The organism is Azonexus sp. GW821-FHT04F04 (assembly GCF_059420025.1).
This window is the reverse complement of sequence record NZ_JBWKSX010000001.1, coordinates 468,956-485,915: the sequence shown is the minus strand read 5'-3', so window position 1 is coordinate 485,915 and position 16,960 is coordinate 468,956. Positions and strand designations below refer to the sequence as shown.

18 protein-coding genes are annotated in these 16,960 nt (G+C 56.0%); 9 read left to right on the top strand and 9 right to left on the bottom strand.

The features are described 5' to 3' along the window. Positions 1–6: 6 nt before the first annotated feature. Complete coding sequence (locus AC07TV_RS02360; RefSeq protein WP_494646791.1) at positions 7–975, bottom strand: DUF932 domain-containing protein; 969 nt, start codon at positions 973–975, stop codon at positions 7–9. 168 nt (positions 976–1,143) lie between these two features. Then, a complete protein-coding gene (locus AC07TV_RS02355) occupies positions 1,144–1,491 on the bottom strand; it encodes a hypothetical protein (RefSeq protein WP_494646790.1) in 348 nt (115 codons plus the stop codon). 334 nt (positions 1,492–1,825) lie between these two features. Here AC07TV_RS02355 and AC07TV_RS02350 point away from each other — a divergent pair, with 334 nt between their 5' ends. The 4 genes from AC07TV_RS02350 to AC07TV_RS02335 are packed head-to-tail and all read left to right on the top strand — an operon-like array spanning position 1,826 to position 5,517. Then, on the top strand, positions 1,826–2,389 hold the full coding sequence (locus AC07TV_RS02350) for a hypothetical protein (protein ID WP_494646789.1): 564 nt from the start codon (positions 1,826–1,828) through the stop codon (positions 2,387–2,389). Then, the gene (locus AC07TV_RS02345) at positions 2,386–3,747 is read left to right on the top strand and encodes a 7-cyano-7-deazaguanine synthase (protein ID WP_494646788.1); all 1,362 of its coding nucleotides are present in this window, start codon (positions 2,386–2,388) and stop codon (positions 3,745–3,747) included. The genes AC07TV_RS02350 and AC07TV_RS02345 overlap by 4 nt, the downstream gene beginning before the upstream one ends. Further along, complete coding sequence (locus AC07TV_RS02340) at positions 3,744–4,928, top strand: ImmA/IrrE family metallo-endopeptidase (RefSeq protein WP_494646787.1); 1,185 nt, start codon at positions 3,744–3,746, stop codon at positions 4,926–4,928. Before AC07TV_RS02345 ends, AC07TV_RS02340 begins: the two co-directional genes overlap by 4 nt. Next, positions 4,903–5,517 (top strand): PIN domain-containing protein, encoded by a 615-nt coding sequence (locus tag AC07TV_RS02335; RefSeq protein ID WP_494646786.1) that lies wholly within the window; start codon positions 4,903–4,905, stop codon positions 5,515–5,517. Before AC07TV_RS02340 ends, AC07TV_RS02335 begins: the two co-directional genes overlap by 26 nt. On the opposite strand, the gene AC07TV_RS02330 is transcribed toward AC07TV_RS02335, so the two are convergent. The 5 genes from AC07TV_RS02330 to AC07TV_RS02310 form a co-directional block, all read right to left on the bottom strand. Then, the gene (locus tag AC07TV_RS02330; RefSeq protein WP_494646785.1) at positions 5,514–6,911 is read right to left on the bottom strand and encodes an RES family NAD+ phosphorylase; all 1,398 of its coding nucleotides are present in this window, start codon (positions 6,909–6,911) and stop codon (positions 5,514–5,516) included. The two genes, AC07TV_RS02335 and AC07TV_RS02330, sit on opposite strands and share 4 nt — an antisense overlap. Positions 6,912–6,967: 56 nt before the next feature. Beyond that, the gene (locus tag AC07TV_RS02325) at positions 6,968–7,480 is read right to left on the bottom strand and encodes a hypothetical protein (RefSeq protein ID WP_494646784.1); all 513 of its coding nucleotides are present in this window, start codon (positions 7,478–7,480) and stop codon (positions 6,968–6,970) included. A 136-nt stretch (positions 7,481–7,616) separates the two neighbouring features. Further along, a complete protein-coding gene (locus AC07TV_RS02320) occupies positions 7,617–8,894 on the bottom strand; it encodes a tyrosine-type recombinase/integrase (protein WP_494646783.1) in 1,278 nt (425 codons plus the stop codon). Beyond that, on the bottom strand, positions 8,882–9,283 hold the full coding sequence (locus AC07TV_RS02315; RefSeq protein ID WP_494646782.1) for an Arm DNA-binding domain-containing protein: 402 nt from the start codon (positions 9,281–9,283) through the stop codon (positions 8,882–8,884). Before AC07TV_RS02315 ends, AC07TV_RS02320 begins: the two co-directional genes overlap by 13 nt. 167 nt (positions 9,284–9,450) lie before the next feature. Continuing rightward, a complete protein-coding gene (locus AC07TV_RS02310; protein ID WP_494646781.1) occupies positions 9,451–10,317 on the bottom strand; it encodes a YicC/YloC family endoribonuclease in 867 nt (288 codons plus the stop codon). Positions 10,318–10,393: 76 nt separating this feature from the next. Between AC07TV_RS02310 and AC07TV_RS02305 the strand changes: the two genes are divergently transcribed. The 5 genes from AC07TV_RS02305 to hemW are packed head-to-tail and all read left to right on the top strand — an operon-like array spanning position 10,394 to position 14,785. After that, entirely contained in the window at positions 10,394–11,341 is a 948-nt protein-coding gene (locus tag AC07TV_RS02305) for a serine/threonine protein kinase (protein ID WP_494646780.1), read from the top strand. Beyond that, positions 11,338–12,264 (top strand): PP2C family protein-serine/threonine phosphatase, encoded by a 927-nt coding sequence (locus tag AC07TV_RS02300; RefSeq protein WP_494646779.1) that lies wholly within the window; start codon positions 11,338–11,340, stop codon positions 12,262–12,264. Before AC07TV_RS02305 ends, AC07TV_RS02300 begins: the two co-directional genes overlap by 4 nt. A gap of 8 nt (positions 12,265–12,272) precedes the next feature. Beyond that, on the top strand, positions 12,273–12,989 hold the full coding sequence (gene rph / locus AC07TV_RS02295; RefSeq protein WP_494646778.1) for a ribonuclease PH: 717 nt from the start codon (positions 12,273–12,275) through the stop codon (positions 12,987–12,989). Positions 12,990–12,997: 8 nt separating this feature from the next. Then, positions 12,998–13,585 carry an RdgB/HAM1 family non-canonical purine NTP pyrophosphatase gene (rdgB, locus tag AC07TV_RS02290; RefSeq protein ID WP_494646777.1) on the top strand — a complete coding sequence of 196 codons (588 nt, stop codon included), beginning with the start codon at positions 12,998–13,000 and terminating at the stop codon, positions 13,583–13,585. 48 nt (positions 13,586–13,633) lie between these two features. Further along, positions 13,634–14,785 (top strand): radical SAM family heme chaperone HemW, encoded by a 1,152-nt coding sequence (hemW, locus tag AC07TV_RS02285; protein ID WP_494646776.1) that lies wholly within the window; start codon positions 13,634–13,636, stop codon positions 14,783–14,785. Here hemW and AC07TV_RS02280 read toward each other — a convergent pair. After that, positions 14,782–15,192, bottom strand: coding sequence for a YidB family protein (locus tag AC07TV_RS02280; protein ID WP_494646775.1), 411 nt, complete (start codon positions 15,190–15,192; stop codon positions 14,782–14,784). The genes hemW and AC07TV_RS02280 overlap by 4 nt on opposite strands. A gap of 83 nt (positions 15,193–15,275) precedes the next feature. Continuing rightward, entirely contained in the window at positions 15,276–16,955 is a 1,680-nt protein-coding gene (locus tag AC07TV_RS02275) for an ABC-F family ATP-binding cassette domain-containing protein (RefSeq protein ID WP_494646774.1), read from the bottom strand. Positions 16,956–16,960: the final 5 nt, after the last annotated feature.

The window sequence follows — 16,960 nt, the reverse complement described above, 5'->3', positions numbered from 1 at the left end:
GGTGAGTTAGGCGACGAGCTGCAGAGCGGTATCGAGGGCTCGCTGTTTGATGACAGCGCCTTGCCCAAACCACGCGGAATCGATTCGGTACTCGGTGCTGCGGGCACGACGTTCGTGATCCACATATTCCGTCACGGCGTTGAGTAACCCCCACGCAGTTCCCTTGGCGGCATCGAGATCTGCGCCTTTTCCTTGGCCGTCGTAGAGTGCCTGGACGCGTTTCAAGGCGCGTTCGTTGGCGAGACCCGCTGGATCGATGGCACCGGGCTGGACATCACACATCACGCGCAGGAAGTAGTTCATCGCTTCATGACTCTTCACCTTGCGTTCTGCCAGGGTGCGCATGCGATACATAAATCCATCAAACTGAGAAACGGAAATGCCGAGCTGCTGCTTAACTGCTTGCGGATCGAAGCGAGTGCTGTGCGGCACCTTGATCGCCTGACTAGCACCATTCACCGCGATGGTCAGCGTGTTGTTGCAGACGACGCGAACAGTGGTCGGGGTGGCCACCGTCGCCAAACTTCCGTCACACGACGTGGCCAACAAGAGATAACCCCTAACTTGGTCGTTACCCTTGAGGGCTGTCGATTGACCGGTCTTGGCCAAGGCCCAAAACTTCTTGCCTCCTTTGAGCACACCGGCCGTCTCTAGCTCATAGCCGGAGATGTCAGTCAGATCACGGTAGAACTCCAGGACTTCGCGGGGCTGGACCACTTGATAGCGCTGAGACACCACGGACAGGGCTTCCTTGGTATCAGAGCGATAGAGCACCTTTTGGTCCTCGAACGAATTAATGCTGCCCAGACTGCCAATGCTGTCTGCCATGAAGCGGACCGGACTTTCCTTGATCTGCCAGTCCATGCCGGCTTCTTTTTGCCAGACTTCGATGGGTTGTTTTGCGGGAAGATGATTGCCGAGACCGTGCCAGGGTTCGGCGCCGACATAGGCCATTTGTTGAACGAGGTGTGCCATGGTGATTCCTTTCAATAAAATGCGGACGCGACAGTGCCGCTGGGAACAAACAGCGGCGGTCAGTACAACGAAGGAGTGGAATACTGCGAGTAACGGAGAGTCTGGTCTGCTCAGAACGAGACAGACGTCCACCAGTCAGGTGGGATGATTTGCTGACAGTGCTGCAGGTTAAATACGTGGTGCCTCAGCAGGTAGGCTGCTGAAGGTATAGCGGCAAGCTAGACAGAGATAGTTGTCGAGAATGCGGTCATCAACGACCTCGCCTAATTTGGCACCGGCCAGAGCACCGGTTGTGCCGCCCAGCATGGCACCGATAACGGCACCCAGAAAACTGCCGACGACCATACCGGGCGGACCGGCAACGATGCCGACGGTCATGCCTATCTCACTACCGGAAAGTGCGCCTACAGCACCGCTCGCTGCACCACCGACTGTGCCGATGACGCCACCAGCCTTTTTGGCGCGATTTCGGGTTGTGATACGCGCAGAGCGACAGTTTGGGCATTGAATGTTCATTGTCTGACTCCTCGTGAAGGAAAGGACGAACGAAACCAGCGAACACCATCGCTGGCATTCGCTGATTTGAACGGGATTAGGAGTGAGGTGCTGCGCAGCCAAATGCTTGGATATGGCCGATCTGTCATGTTTTGCGGCAGACGATCACCTTCTCAATGAGGTGATATATGACCAAAAATATCTGTGATCCCTAACGAAGCAGTACTTCCATGCAAGTTAAAACACGAAACCATTTCCGAATGGATACCTGAAACGCACTCCCGGTTTGTTGCACTAATTCGAAGTTGACATTGTCAGATAAAAATAAGAAAGTATCTGACATTGGAGGGTGATCATGAGCGATGGACCTCATAGAAGCTTACCGTTACGAAAACACTGGAAGACCCTAGCAGAACGTGCCGCAAAGGAGGCCTACCCCGTTAACGAGGTAGGAGAGGCATTTGCTCACGCTCTGAAGAAAGAATTCCTTGAGGCGCCGTTGGCGGAAATTTGTCAAATTCTCGACGGCAAGGGTCAGGCGAGCTTCTTCAGTGACACCCAAATCGATAGGCTAGAAGACCTTCGAGGATCCTGTAGAGGCTCATCTGCCGGTAACACCCTTATTGACTGTGCGATAGACACGCTGAACGCAGGAATAACGGGGAAGCCTGCTAGCATCATTGTGCTTAGGGATGCACTCGCGGGCTATTCCTTTAATGCCAGTCGCAGCATTGAGGAACACTACCTCCGCGAAGCTGGCAGCAAAGATGCAAATTTTGTACGTAATCGCCTCGGCGCGGCCTTTCAGCAGTGCAACTTTGAAAATATTGCAGGCGAAATGCTTGCGGGTAGTGCAAGACAGAGCACGATAAAGAGCTTGCCACGCAATCTCGGTATCGACGCCGGCCCTCCGCTATGAACAACAAATCCAACATGTACATCCCTGAGCGAAAAATCGATTTTCTCCTAGATGGGCAGCGGCCACGTTCTGGCTATTTGGCCTTTGCTCTGGAGGAAATATTTCATTTTTCAACGGAAGGCCTGGAGTCTTACTCGTTTTCAAGGTGGAGCCCTTTGGTTTTCGATGCGATGGTTGTGGCTGCAGCAATTGAATTCGGAGACCGAATCGTCAAGCGTCCCAGTCATGGTTGGCGCCGCAATATTTCTCTTCGTATTCCCGTTCACGATCCAAACCACTGGGACTCGTCCGCGATATTTGGTGCACTCCATGAAGCTATCGGCTTCCTGACTGGTGACCAATGGCAAATTTCATTCAAAAAACGAAACTCAGAAGCCCCTGCTCCCAAGCAAAATCATCTGGATTTCGATTTCAAGGCCTCCACTATCTTGGCGTATAGCGACGGGATGGACTCGCTGGCTGTCGGAGCTATTGTCGGTGACAAAATAGGTCAAGAACTCATACGCGTACGAGTAGGGGCAGACCTACCCAAAAGTCAGCGCAAGCGCCAAGCATTTGCCGCTGTTCCGTACCAAATCCAGATTCCTTGCAAAGACAAAGAAACCAGCGCACGTAATCGCGGATTTAAGTTCTCGATGATTAGCGGTATTGCTGCGTACCTAAGTGGTGCCGATGAGATCGTGATTCCAGAAAGCGGCCAAGGTGCTATAGGACCAGCTTTGATATCAGTTGGGCACGCATACCCTGACTATCGTAACCACCCTCTTTTTACTAAGCGGATGGAACTATTCGTAACTGCCTTATTTGGACAGTCTATTAAATACGTCTTTCCTCGTCTCTGGTCCACCAAAGGAGAAACGCTACGGGAATTTGTGACCATTGCAGGTAGCGCTGACTGGAGAAGTACCAAATCATGCTGGCGTAGTAGCCAGTGGAGCTCTATTGGTGGTCATCGTCGACAATGTGGGATTTGTGCTGCCTGCATGCTACGGCGCTTGAGTATCCACGCAGCCGGTCTAGAAGACGATCCCGAAAACTACATCTGTGAAAACCTGAGTGCCCCAACGCTCAGAGAAGCTGTGGTCCCTGGCTTTACCAAAATAAACCCAGCCTATGAGCAGTATGCGATTGCTGGTGTGCTTCACCTTGATCACTTAGCGGATATGGACGGTCTTATGGCAAGACCAGTTGTTCAACGTCACGCAAGGCTATTTTCTTCGGCACTTGGGCTGACAGGAGATGAGGCCTCGGCTAAGCTCGCGGCCCTGCTTGAACGCCACGCTACGGAATGGAAACACTACGTGGACTCCCTAGGAGCGCACTCATTCATTAAGAAGTGGGTACGAACGAGATCATGACTGAGAGTAACAACAAACTGACTGATACCGAAATCGGCGAACGACTTCGCATTGCGCGCGAGGCTACGAAACAGACTCAGGCCGCTGCTGCTGATGCAATTGGTGTAGCACGCACTACGATTGTCGCGCTCGAACAAGGCAAAAGAAAAATTCGGATAGATGAACTACAAAAGCTAACCAAGCTCTACAACACGTCTGCCAATGCAATTCTGCGACGCGAGGCCATACATGTAGATATGGTCCCTCGCTTCAGGAAGCTAGCGCCGCATACCGATGCAGCGGTCGAAGGTGCTGCTCGCTTATTGAATAATTTGGTTCAGGCAGAGGTCGAACTTGAAAATGTCCTCGGTGTAATTCGGCAGTCCAACTACCCACCAGAAAGGCCAATTTTGCCAGGGGATGTTTATTCTCAGGCCGAACAAGACGCGCAAGAACTGCGCGACTGGCTCGGACTTGGGCCAGGCCCCGTCGTCGATATTATTTCGATACTTAGCCTCCAATTGGGGCTTCGTGTCTATATCCGGCCGCTCGATGCTCGCATTTCAGGCTTGTTTGCATTTGATGATGCTACTGGCGGGAGCATCTTGCTGAATGCGAATCACCCGCCATCCCGCCTAAAACAAACTGCCGCACACGAACTTGGGCACTTTATTTCTGCTCGCAGGACTCCAGAGATATACACCGAACACGAGCTATTCGCCTCCCGAGAGGAACGATATGCAAATGCTTTCCAGCGGTGCTTTCTCTCTCCTGCGCGCGAAATTCGACAGCGCTTTGCTGAGATCACCGCAGGCCAAACTCACCTAACGCGCCGCCATGTTATTCTGCTCGCTTACACGTTTGGCATTTCAAGAGAAGCAATGGTCCGACGGCTGGAGGAACTAAAGCTCGCTAAGGCAGGAACCTGGGACTGGTTTTCGGCGAATGGTGGAATCACTGATGAACAGGCACAACAAGTACTCGGATCACTGCCTGATCGTAACCAATATGCTGCAGATGCATTTCAGCTAGTTCCGCAGCGTCTTTCTTTGCTCGCGCGAGAGGCATGGAAACAGGAAATTTTCAGTGAGGGGCAACTTGCAAGACTCCTCCAGCTTGACCGCCACGAGATACGAGAACTACTAGATGGCGTCGAAATGGAGGAGAGCGAGGCAAATGATCTCGTCAAGCTTTCTCACTGATCACCAGACCATTTTGGTTATCGATGCAAGTGTGGCAATCAATCTCAATGCCACCAATCGAGCGGCCGAAATCATATCCGCGCTGCCTAGTATGGTGGTCGTCACAAACAATGCAATTGATGAGCTGGAAGGCGGTACTCGAAACGGCCATCTCGATGCCAAGCTACTGCAAGAACTGGTCGGCAGAAGCCTAGTATCTCCAGTGGCCTTGACTGAAAACTGCCTGGACGTTTATGAGGCACTAGTTGATGGCAACGCGTCCAGTACTTTAGATGACGGAGAAGCCGCCACGATTGCGTACGCCATCGCAGTAGGCGGCATCGCTGTAATCGACGAAAGGAAAGCACGAAGAATTTGTGGCGAGCGCTTTCCAATACTTCGGCTGCTCTCAACAGTTGATCTTCTGCTGGACAATCTAATTCTCAATGCCATTGGGTGTAACGCACAAGCTGAGGCTATCTATAACGCACTGGTCACTGCTCGCATGCGAGTCCCCGAAGATAGACTTTCTTCAGTGATGAGCGTTATCGGTAAAGATCGAGCAGTTGGGTGTATCAGCTTACCTAAAGCGGTACGCATGGCCAACTAGAAATCCGGCTCATTCTCCGGTTCACCTTTTTTCGTTTTATCAACTGTGTGGCCGACTTCATATGAGCTAACGTTGTAATTCACACCTTCAACCTCAACGATTGAGATTGCATCTAAATCAAGTTGCAGGGCCGGTTGGTAACGCTCAGAAACACCCCAATCCCAAACATCTGCGTCTTTTTCTATAAGGTTCTCTTTTGTAGTAATGGAAGGTTCTAGTCTGCCATCCGGCGAATCCTCGTCATATTCATACAAGGAAACGCAAGTCCGCTTCCCATAGCGCTCATCAGAATAGAGAACTCGTGATGCTTTGTTAAACAGAATCACGTTGCTTCCGGGTTGATCCGTTACATCAGAAAGCTGAGCAGATGGAAAAATAATACCGTCAAGATTGAGCTTCGGATGCGTAGACAGGAAATCAGCAATTGCCTGGGTCACCACATACCGATGATCTTCGAGTTCTGGCACAACCGGTGTAACGATTTGACGGGTAAGGTCTCGAAGAAAATCCCTTCTGGTTGCCTGCTTGATGGTTTCTGGATCGAACAGACTTGACTCAGGTTTGAGGCGGACCGTACCTAACTGCCGAAGATCCAATACCTTGAGCGTGCGAACAATCTTGAATTGAGCAACAACTACGTGGCTGCCAACCGGTGGTCGGACCTCTGAAATAGCGATTTCAGGCTTTGTGGCCCCGTAGAATACCGGCACACCCTTGGCGTTCATTCGACCAGCCGTTCCTTTTCCTGGCGGCGGAGGTCCAAAGTGACGCTCGGGGTGCTCAAATGCGCTCTCCAAGGTATCGAGGGTCTGGAAAACACGAGCTCGATACAAAATGTCGTATGCGCTTCCTGTGCCCAATTCCTCCACTACACTGGTGCCCTGATACGTTCTATCGTTAAGTATTGAGCCAAACACATCCTCGAGAAGGTTGGCAGCTTTGGGATTTAGAAAGCGGGCTTCATGGCGAAGGCTTTCCTCCATTTGCTGCCAGGCATGGCTCAAGGTCCGGGCAAGGCTGGATTTTTTAATGAACGAAGGATCTTCTCCGTATCTGTGTTCGTGGCAGCTGTAGTCGAACCATATTCCGAGAAGAAGGTCAGCAAGATCATCTCCGGCATCTGTTGGCAGATCGAGCAGCGAATCCAAGACATCACGAAGGTCATCGCCATCAGCAGGCCATCCATGGTGGATCACAGCTTCAGATTGGCTTGATACCTCATAAAAGTTCTCAATTACCCTGTCGCACATCTCGGCCACGGAAAACATATCGATCGTTGGCCGATCACCACCGCAGTAGTCACACGATTGATCAGTGTCTTGGCTTTGATCTATTGTTTCCTGAAGGAATGGATCCGTAATACAGCCTGAGCAAATCCGCTTATCACCTGGCAAATATTACCCTCCTATTTTTTCCACGATTTCAAAATCAACAACGAAATCCCCCGGAGTTAGCGGTACGGTGACTTAAAGAACAGGGTCGCCAACTCAAGGCCAAAATGCATCGCCTTGCGGGCATTTTTCTTCACAGATGATTCGGGTACGAACGTTTTATTCTCTTTGACAGGCTCATTATTAGCACTACTTCGGGCCAGAGCTTCCTCTAATTCGCGATGCATTTGGTCAAATACCCCCGCGAAAGAATCATAGGTCACAACAGTATCCCTATCTTCGTCGTGCCCTTTCCAAGCAAAGTAAGCTTCGATTTCATCGCATGCAGCATTAAAAGCGCTCATATTTTCAGGTGTGATATCAAATTTGACGTCATGTGCTGCATTGTTACGTACTGACGCAACAAACCGCAGCTTCTTGACTATCGAGGTAGCGATACCTTCGCTATCCGCCATTCCGGATACAACATCGTGTATTCCGCATGCTTTGCTACCTGTTTCAGCTTTAAGCTGAGATTCGAGGTAGCGAGCACGGACAATAATTTTGCCCGTATTTAGATAGACATCTTCCACGATCCCCTCCCGTTTGATACCTGCATTCTATCCCCGACACTCCCAATGCTTGTTGCAGCGATTAAATTTGGAAGCCCGCCACCTATTTAGCTGACATGCCTTCCCGAGCGATTGGCAAGGATTCGCTGTCACATCGTTAGGCCACAGCAGCCTTTTTCTTCATGGGAACTACGTTGTAATCGGTTTTGCCTTGCTCCAGAGCCGAAAGCACCTGCGCCCATTTGCAAAGAGCATCCTTGCGCTCATCAAAATAATCATGGCGGTTGTAGATTCCTTCCACCCCTTTGATTTTGTGATTGAGACAGCGCTCTGCGACGAATGGATCGACGCCTAACGCAGCCAAATGCGTTCGTGCTGTACGCCGGAAGTCGTGAATTGTGAAATTTTCGACGTCCTTCAGCTTAGGACGAATATGTTTGGCCAGCGCTGCATTCAGGGTGTTCAAATCAATATGCGGGATCATGCGGTGCTGCATCTTTCGAGCAGGAAATACATATTTGCTGCCACTGGCCAATCGATGCAACTCTTTGAGCGTTTCTACAGCCATCGGCGGTAAAGGAATGTCGATCGCGGCGCTTGTCTTGGTTCTTTCCTCAGGCAAGTGCCAAATCGCCTTATCCAAGTCGAACTCTGCCCAAGGGGCAGCGACAAGCTCTTCCTTTCGGACAGCAAGCAACAACAGCAACCGAATTGCATACATATTCTCGATTGAGAAGCATCCCAACATATCGCGCATGGCAGCGAAAACCTTAATAATTTCTTCGCTCGTTAGCCAACGCTCACGGCTTTCTTCTTTCCCGCCGGCATCGGAAGGGTCAAATGCACTGGCAGGGTTGTTCTCAACAATGTGCCGCTTAATGGCGAAGTTGAAAATTCGCTTTGTCCAACGCAACACATCGTTTGCGACAGTTGGTGCGCCACGTTTAACGATAGCCTGGAGCATGTCGTCAATATCGCGAGGCTTAACATCTTCGGCTTTCATCTTGCCAAGCTTTGGCTTGATATCATTCTCAATGCGGCGACGAACAATGTCCGCATGCTTCCACTTGGGCAAAATAACCCGCTCATAAAACTGATCGCATAGTTGATTAACCGTCCAAGCAGCTTTCTCTGCCTCAATCTTCTCAATAGCCTCGCGTTTTCTCTCCTGCTTTTCGCCAGCGACATCATGCCCAAGGGCAACTTTTGCAGAGAGTTCCCGTGCTGTTTCGCGAGCTTTAGCCAATGACAACGAGGCAAAGCTCCCCATGTTCATAATGCGTTGCTTGCCGGCAAAGCGATATCGAAACTTCCATACAGGGGAACCGGCGCTGGCGGGAAAGCTTAGATAGAGGCCATCGCCGTCGGATCGACCTTCAAAACGCTCACCGCTTCTGATCCAGGCACGTATTTGTATGTCCGTTAACTTGCCCATGATTCCTCTCCGTCAAATTCGATCGTTACTGTCATGCGCTTTGCACCATGTAAGCTAGCTTCTCTGAGCAGAGCAGAAAAAGTTCTTGCTAACTCGTGATCGCTATCTTTACGTCGTTTGTTTCCGACCGCTGCAATCACGTTCTCATCGCTATCGATCAGTTTCCGATAACTACGAGCCAGTTCCCGTGCGGCTTCGAGTGAGATGGCAGGGTAGTTGCCCAGCGTAAGTTTGTGCTGCTCGCCAAATTGGCGAAACCTGAATAGCCAAACAGGATGCTTTTGATCGGGTCTGAAGCCTAGGTACAAGCCACCACCATCGCCGCGCATTTCAAATCGCTGGTCGCTTTTGATCCATTCGGCAATGAGTTCGTCTGTAAGCTTTTCCATTGGGTGCGTGTACTAATTTCTAAATGGTGAATTTGTAAAAAATACACACTTCGGTACACACAAATGGTGCGCTCTTGTGAGATGACATGCAACCACAAAAAATGAAAAACCCCCATTTCCAGGGGGTTTTAGGTTGATTGAAACTCCGTGTGAGACGAGTTGATCCTTCACTCCAAATTCTGGATCTGCTCGCGCATTTGCTCGATGAGCAGTTTGAGTTCCATCGACGCCTGCGACACCTCGGTGATCGCCGATTTCGAACCGAGCGTATTGGCTTCGCGGTTGAGTTCCTGCATCAGGAAATCGAGGCGCTTGCCACAGGCGCCGCCCTGCTTGAGCACGCGCTCGACTTCATCGAGGTGGGTGGTCAAACGCGCAAGCTCTTCGGCCACATCGATGCGTGTCGCGAAGACGGCAACCTCCTGGAGGACGCGGTCGTCGCTGGCACCGCCCAGCGCCTCGGTCAGACGCTGGCGCAGCTTTTCGGTGTAGATGGCCTGCGCCTCGGGGATACGGGGTGCGACGCGGCGGACGATGTCGCGCATGGCGTTGACGCGGTCGATGATGGTTTCAGCCAGCTTGTCGCCTTCGCGGCCGCGGGTTGCCGTGAAATCGACCAGCGCGTCGCGCGCCAGAGCCATGACTTCGGGGCTCAGGGCGGCGAAGTCAACATTCTGTTCGCCGAACATGCCGGGCCAGCGCAGGGTTTCGTTAACTGACAGCGGCGTCGCCTCGGGCATTTCGCCGCGTACGCGTTCGTTCAGCGACTTCAGCGTGGCCAGCAACTCGCCGTTGATTTTGAGCTGATCGGCCTTGGCCGCCGCCGCATTGAAGGAGAGACGGCACTCGACCTTGCCGCGATTGATCCGCGCGGCGAGCAGTTCGCGCAGCGGAATTTCCAGCGCGCGAAGATCTTCGGCCACCCGGAAATGGAAATCGAGATAGCGTGAATTAACGCTTTTTAGCTCGAGTTGCAGCGTTCCGTGCTCTAAATCACGTGTTTTAACGGCATAACCGGTCATACTACAAATCATTATCGGGAATCCCTTGCTTTACAGTCCGGACAACACGCCCGAAAATGCCTGAAATTGCATCATAACCGCGAGCTCCATGGCGCAACAAGCCAATCAGCCGTTACCCAACGGTCACCTGCTGGAAGAGTACACAATAGACCGCCAACTTTCGCTTGGCGGCTTTTCCATTGTCTATCTGGCGACCGACACGGCCGGCCGGCAGGTTGCCATCAAGGAATACCTGCCGAACAGCCTTGCCCTGCGCACGCGCGGTGAAATCAACCCGGTCATTTCCGCCGAGCATCTGGGTGCCTTCCGCTATGGCATGAAGTGCTTTTTCGAGGAAGGCCGTGCCCTGGCCCGCCTCTCGCACCCCAACGTGATTCGCGTTTTGAATTTTTTTCGCGCCAACGATACGGTTTACATGGTCATGGAGTACGAGCACGGCCGGACGTTGCAGGAGTTCATCCAGAAACATCAGGGCCATATTTCCGAGCGTTTCATGCGCGGCGTGTTTACCCGCATGCTCAATGGCCTGCGCGAAGTGCACTCGAACAAGCTGCTACACCTCGACCTCAAGCCCTCGAACATTTACCTGCGCGGCGACAATACGCCGGTCCTCATCGACTTCGGCGCCGCCCGCCAGACGCTGATCACTGACCAGCCCATCCTCAAACCGATGTACACCCCGGGCTTTGCCTCGCCCGAGCATTACGGTTCGCGCAAGGATCTCGGACCGTGGAGCGACATTTACAGCGTCGGCGCCTCGATGTACGCCTGCCTGGCCGGCAGCGCGCCGCAAGCCGCCGATTCGCGCATGAAGAAGGACACCCTGGCGCCGGCCATGATGCGCTGGGACGGCCAGTTTTCCGACCGCCTGCTAGAAATCATCGACTGGTGCCTCAACCTCAACCATCTTTACCGTCCACAAAGCGTTTTTGCCCTGCAAAAGGCGCTCGTCGAGACCGTCACCCCACCCCGCCCGAAGCCGTCACCGAGCTGGATTGGCCGCTTCGTCGATAAACTCAGGAAGCCGATGCAATGAGATTCACCATCTATCAGGAAAGCCGTCAGGGCGGCCGGGCCAACAACGAGGACCGGACGACCTATTGCTACTCGCGCGATGCGCTGCTGATGGTCGTCGCCGACGGCATGGGCGGCCATCACTACGGTGAAGTCGCCGCCCAGATCGCCGTTCAGACGCTGGCCGACGCTTTCCAGCGCGAGGCGCGCCCGGTGCTCGGCGACCCCTTCCGCTTCCTGCAAAAGGGCATGACCAACGCCCACCATGCGATTCTTGATTACACCGCCCGCCACCGCCTGAAGGACACGCCGCGCACGACCTGCGTCGCCTGCATCATCCAGGACAATGTCGCCTACTGGGCGCATGCCGGCGACTCGCGGCTGTATCTGATCCGCGATGGCAAGGTCGTCACCCAGACCAAGGATCATTCGCGCATTCGGCTGCTCGTCGAAGAAGGCATGATCACCGAAGCGCAGGCCGTGTTTCATCCGGACCGCAACAAGATCTACAGCTGCCTGGGCAGCCCGCATCCGCCGGAAATCGAGTTCTCGCGCAAGACACCGCTTGACCATGGCGACGTCGTCCTGCTCGCTACCGACGGCCTGTGGGGCGAAATGCCCGGCGAGATGATGGCGGTCGCCCTGAAGGGCGCCAATCTGCTGCAGGCCGTACCGATGCTGCTCAACCAGGCCGAACTCAAGGGCGGCGCCCACGGCGACAACCTGTCCGTCGTCGCCGTGCGCTGGGAAGACGCCTACGTCGAAACGGCGAGCAGCGCCATTTCGACCCAGACAATGACCCAGGACGAAGTCAGCACCCACCTCGACGAGTTCGGCCGCAACCCCGCCTACAAGAGCGATCTGAGCGACGACGAAATCGAAAAGGCGATCGACGAAATCCGCTCCGCCATCGACAAATACAACCCCAACACGCCAAAAAAATAAGGACACGCATGCGCCCCAGCCAACGTCAGCCGGACCAGCTCCGCACCATAAAAATCACTCGCAATTTCACGCGCCATGCCGAAGGCTCGGTGCTCATCGAAATGGGCGACACCCGCGTGCTATGCACGGCCAGCGTCGAAGAAAACCTGCCGCCGTTTCTGCGCGGCAAGGGTCAGGGCTGGGTGACGGCCGAGTACGGCATGCTGCCGCGCGCCACGCACACCCGCTCGTCGCGCGAAGCGGCAAAGGGCAAGCAGACCGGCCGGACGCAGGAAATCCAGCGTCTGATCGGCCGTAGCCTGCGCGCCGTAACCGACCTCAAGGCCCTCGGCGAACGCCAGATCACGCTCGATTGCGACGTCCTGCAGGCCGACGGCGGCACCCGCTGCGCCTCGATCACCGGCGCCTGGGTCGCCCTTTACGAAGCCTGCGAAGGGCTGGTCAAGGCCGGCAAGCTGCCGGCCAATCCGGTGCGCGACCACGTCGCCGCCATTTCGGTCGGCATCTACAAGGGCGCCCCGGTCCTCGACCTTGACTACCCGGAAGACTCCGACTGCGACACCGACATGAATGTTGTGATGACCGGCAACGGCGGCATCGTCGAAATTCAGGGCACGGCCGAAGGCGAACCGTTCACTCGCGAGCAGATGAGCGTCCTCGTCGATCTCGCGACGATGGGCATCCGCCAGCTGACTGCGGCCCAGCAAAGCGCCCTGGCTGCGTGAGTTCCGCCATGAAAAAGCTCGTCCTCGCCTCGAACAACGCCAAGAAGATGAAGGAGCTCAACGCGCTGCTGGCGCCGCTCGGCTTCGAAATCATTCCGCAAGGCCAGCTCGGCATTCCGGAGGCCGAGGAGCCGCATTGCACTTTCGTCGAGAACGCGCTGGCCAAGGCCCGCCATGCCGCCCAGGCCTCCGGCCTGCCTGCGCTGGCCGACGATTCCGGCCTGTGCGTTGCCGCCCTCGGCGGCGCCCCCGGCGTCTATTCGGCCCGCTATGCCGGCGAGCCGAAATCGGATGCCCGCAACAACGAAAAATTGCTCGCCGACCTCGCCGGCCAAGATGACCGTCGCGCCCATTTCGCCTGCGTGCTGGTCCTCGTCCGCTCGGCTGACGACCCGCAGCCAATCATCGCCGAAGGCGAGTGGCACGGCACCATCCTCGAAGCCCAGCGCGGTGCCGACGGCTTCGGCTACGACCCGCTGTTCTACGTCCCGACGCATTGCCAGACGGCGGCCGAACTGGATGGCGCGATCAAGAACAAGCTGTCGCATCGCGGCCAGGCCATGCAAAAACTGATCGCCCGCCTGCCGACGCTGTAAACCGTGGCTCGCACAATTCCCATTTTTAGCCAGAAATCCCGGTCGACCGTGGCAAACCTGGAATTCCGCGTTTCGCCGCCGCTGGCGCTCTACGTCCATGTGCCGTGGTGCGTGCAAAAGTGCCCGTACTGCGATTTCAACTCGCATGAGGCCAACGGGACGATTCCCGAGCGCGAATACGTCGATGCCCTGATCGCCGACCTGCAATCCGCCCTGCCGCTGATCTGGGGCCGGCCGGTGCTCAGCGTTTTCTTCGGCGGCGGTACGCCCAGCCTGCTCTCGCCGGCGGCCATCGACGAACTGATCGCCGCCTTCCGGGCGCTGGCCATGCTGGCACCGGATGCCGAGATCACCCTCGAAGCCAACCCGGGCACGGTCGAGGCCGAGAAATTTGCCGGCTTCCGCGCGGCTGGCGTCAATCGCCTGTCACTTGGCATCCAGAGCTTCAACGACGACCATCTCAATGCCCTCGGCCGCATTCACGGCGCCGCCGAAGCCAGACGCGCGGCGCAGCTGGCCGGCGAGCATTTCGACTCCTTCAACCTCGACCTCATGTACGGCCTGCCGGGCCAGACGCATGAGCAAGCGCTCACCGACGTCGAAACCGCCCTGTCGTTTTCGCCCTCGCACCTCTCCTGCTACCAGCTCACACTGGAGCCGAACACCCGATTCGCCGCCTTTCCGCCCGAATTGCCGGAAGGCGACATCTGCGCCGACATGCAGGAAAGCATCGAGGCTCGCCTGGCCACCGCAGGTTTCAGCAATTACGAAACCTCGGCCTTCGCCCAGCGCGGCAAGCAGTGCAAACACAACCTCAATTACTGGTATTTCGGCGACTACCTCGGCATCGGCGCCGGAGCCCACTCCAAGCTGACGCTGCACGACCGCGTGCTACGCCAGATGCGCTGGAAGCACCCGAAGGCCTATCTCGACAACATCCGCAGCGGCAACGCCGTGCAGGAAGAAACACAGGTCGAGGCCAAGAGCCTGCCCTTCGAGTTCATGATGAATGCGCTTAGGCTGTCCGACGGTTTTCACCCGTCGCTATACGAAGCACGGACAGCGCAGCCCATGATCGGCATCCAGTCGGAACTGAAGGCAGCCGAGGCCGATGGCCTGCTCGAAATCGGCCCGGAAAAAATTGCACCGACCGCGAAGGGTCGGCGCTTTCTCAACGTTCTGCTCGAACGTTTTCTTTAGCTGAACAGACCACCCTTTTTCAGCATATCCAGCCCCTGAGCCAGCAGATCGCCACCTTCGGGCACCTGGCCATTCGGGGTCAGCTTGTCGACCAGTTGCGGCAGCAGATCGGCCAAACCGCCGGATGCTTGCTCCGTCGACATGCCCAATTGCGCGGCAATGTTCTGCAACTGACCGCCGCCAAGCACCGCCTGAATCTGCTCGGCCGAGATCGGCAAGTTCTGGCCGGTGGAAACCCATGAATTGACGATACTGCCCAGACCACCCTGCTGGAAGGACTGGACCAGACCGCCCAGACCACCGGTCTGCGGGTTGTTGATCAGTTGCATGACAACGTTCAACAAGGGGCTTTCGCCACCCGACTGTCCGCCAGCCAGAGCGCCGACGACGGAATCAAGAAGACCCATGATTGTTCCTCAAAAAAGTTAAGTGGAACAATCCTAATCCAGCGGCATGACGCCAATTGTGAATATTTGCGAAAAGCAGCTGGCTAGGCAGCGAGCTTCTTCTGCGCCGCTGACGCCTCTTCGCGCACGCGCTTGGCTTCGTCGAGCAGGTAGCGCTGGTAGTCTTCCAGGTCGCCGTCGAACGGCGCCACGCCGCCCTTGGAAACCAGCCAGAATTCGTCGCAGACCGAACGTAGCAGCGCCCGGTCGTGGCTGACCAGCATGACGGTGCCTTCGAATTCGTTGAGGGCGACGGCCAGCGCCTCGCGGGTGTTGAGGTCGAGGTGGTTGGTCGGCTCGTCGAGCAGTAGCAGGTTGGGCCGTTGCCAGACGATCATGCACAGCACGAGGCGGGCCTTTTCGCCGCCGCTCATGGTGCCGACCGCCTGCTTGACCATCTCGCCGCCAAAATTGAAGGTGCCGAGGAAGTTGCGCAATTCCTGCTCGCGACCCGGCACGTTGCTGCGGCCGTTGGCGATAGCCTCCTTGGCCAGCCGAACCATGTGTTCGAGCGGTGTGTCCTGCGGGCGCAACACGTCGAGTTCCTGCTGGGCGAAGTAGCCGATGTTGAGGCCCTTGCCTTCGGTCACGTCGCCGCTGATCGCCTTGAGGTCGCGGGCAATGGTCTTGACCAGCGTGGACTTGCCCTGGCCGTTGGCACCCAGGATGCCGATGCGCTGGCCGGCCATCACCGAACGGTTGATGCCGCGCACGATGACGGTCGGCGGCGTGCCGGCCGGCGCTTCTTCGGCCGGCGGGTAGCCGATGGTGACATCCATCATCGACAGCATGGGATTGGGCAGGTTCTGCGGCTCCTGGAACTCGAAGGTGAATTCGGCATCGGCCAGCACCGGCGCGATCTTTTCCATGCGGTCGAGCGCCTTGACCCGGCTCTGTGCCTGCTTGGCCTTGCTGGCCTTGGCCTTGAAGCGGTTGATGAAAGATTGCAGGTGGGCGATCTTCTCGGCCTGCTTGGCCATCGTCGCCTGCTGGAGCAGCATCTGCTCGGCGCGCATGTCTTCGAACTTGCTGTAGTTGCCGCCGTAGCGGACCAGCTTGGCGTTGTCGATGTGCAGCGTGACGCCGGTGATGGCGTCGAGGAATTCGCGGTCGTGGCTGATCATGACCAGCGTGCCCTGGTAGCGCTTGAGCCACGCCTCCAACCAGACGAGGGCGTCGAGGTCGAGGTGGTTGGTCGGTTCGTCGAGGAGCAGGATGTCGGACGGGCACATCAGGGCGCGGGCCAGTTGCAGACGCATGCGCCAGCCGCCGGAGAAGCTGTTGACCGGGTTGTGCAGCTCGGAAACCTTGAAGCCGAGGCCGAGGATCAAGGACTGGGCGCGCGCTTCGGCATCGTGCTCGCCGGCGTCGTTCAAGGCCATGTAGGCCTCGGCCATGCGCATGCCATCGTCGCTGGCTTCGGCGTCGTGCACCTCGTTGCGGGCGGCGAGCAGCTTGGTGTCGCCGTCGATGACGAAGTCGGTGGCCGATTGCTCGGTTTCCGGCATGTCCTGCGCCACCTGGCCCATCTGCCATTGCTTGGGGATCGAATAATCGCCGCCATCCTCATGCAGCGTGCCGTTGAGCAGCGCGAACAGCGTCGACTTGCCGGCACCATTGCGACCGACCAGGCCGACCTTCTCACCGGGGTTGATGGTGACGGAGGCCTTGTCGAGCAGCACTTTCGAGCTGCGGCGCAGGGTGACGTTCTTGAGGATGATCATGGGGT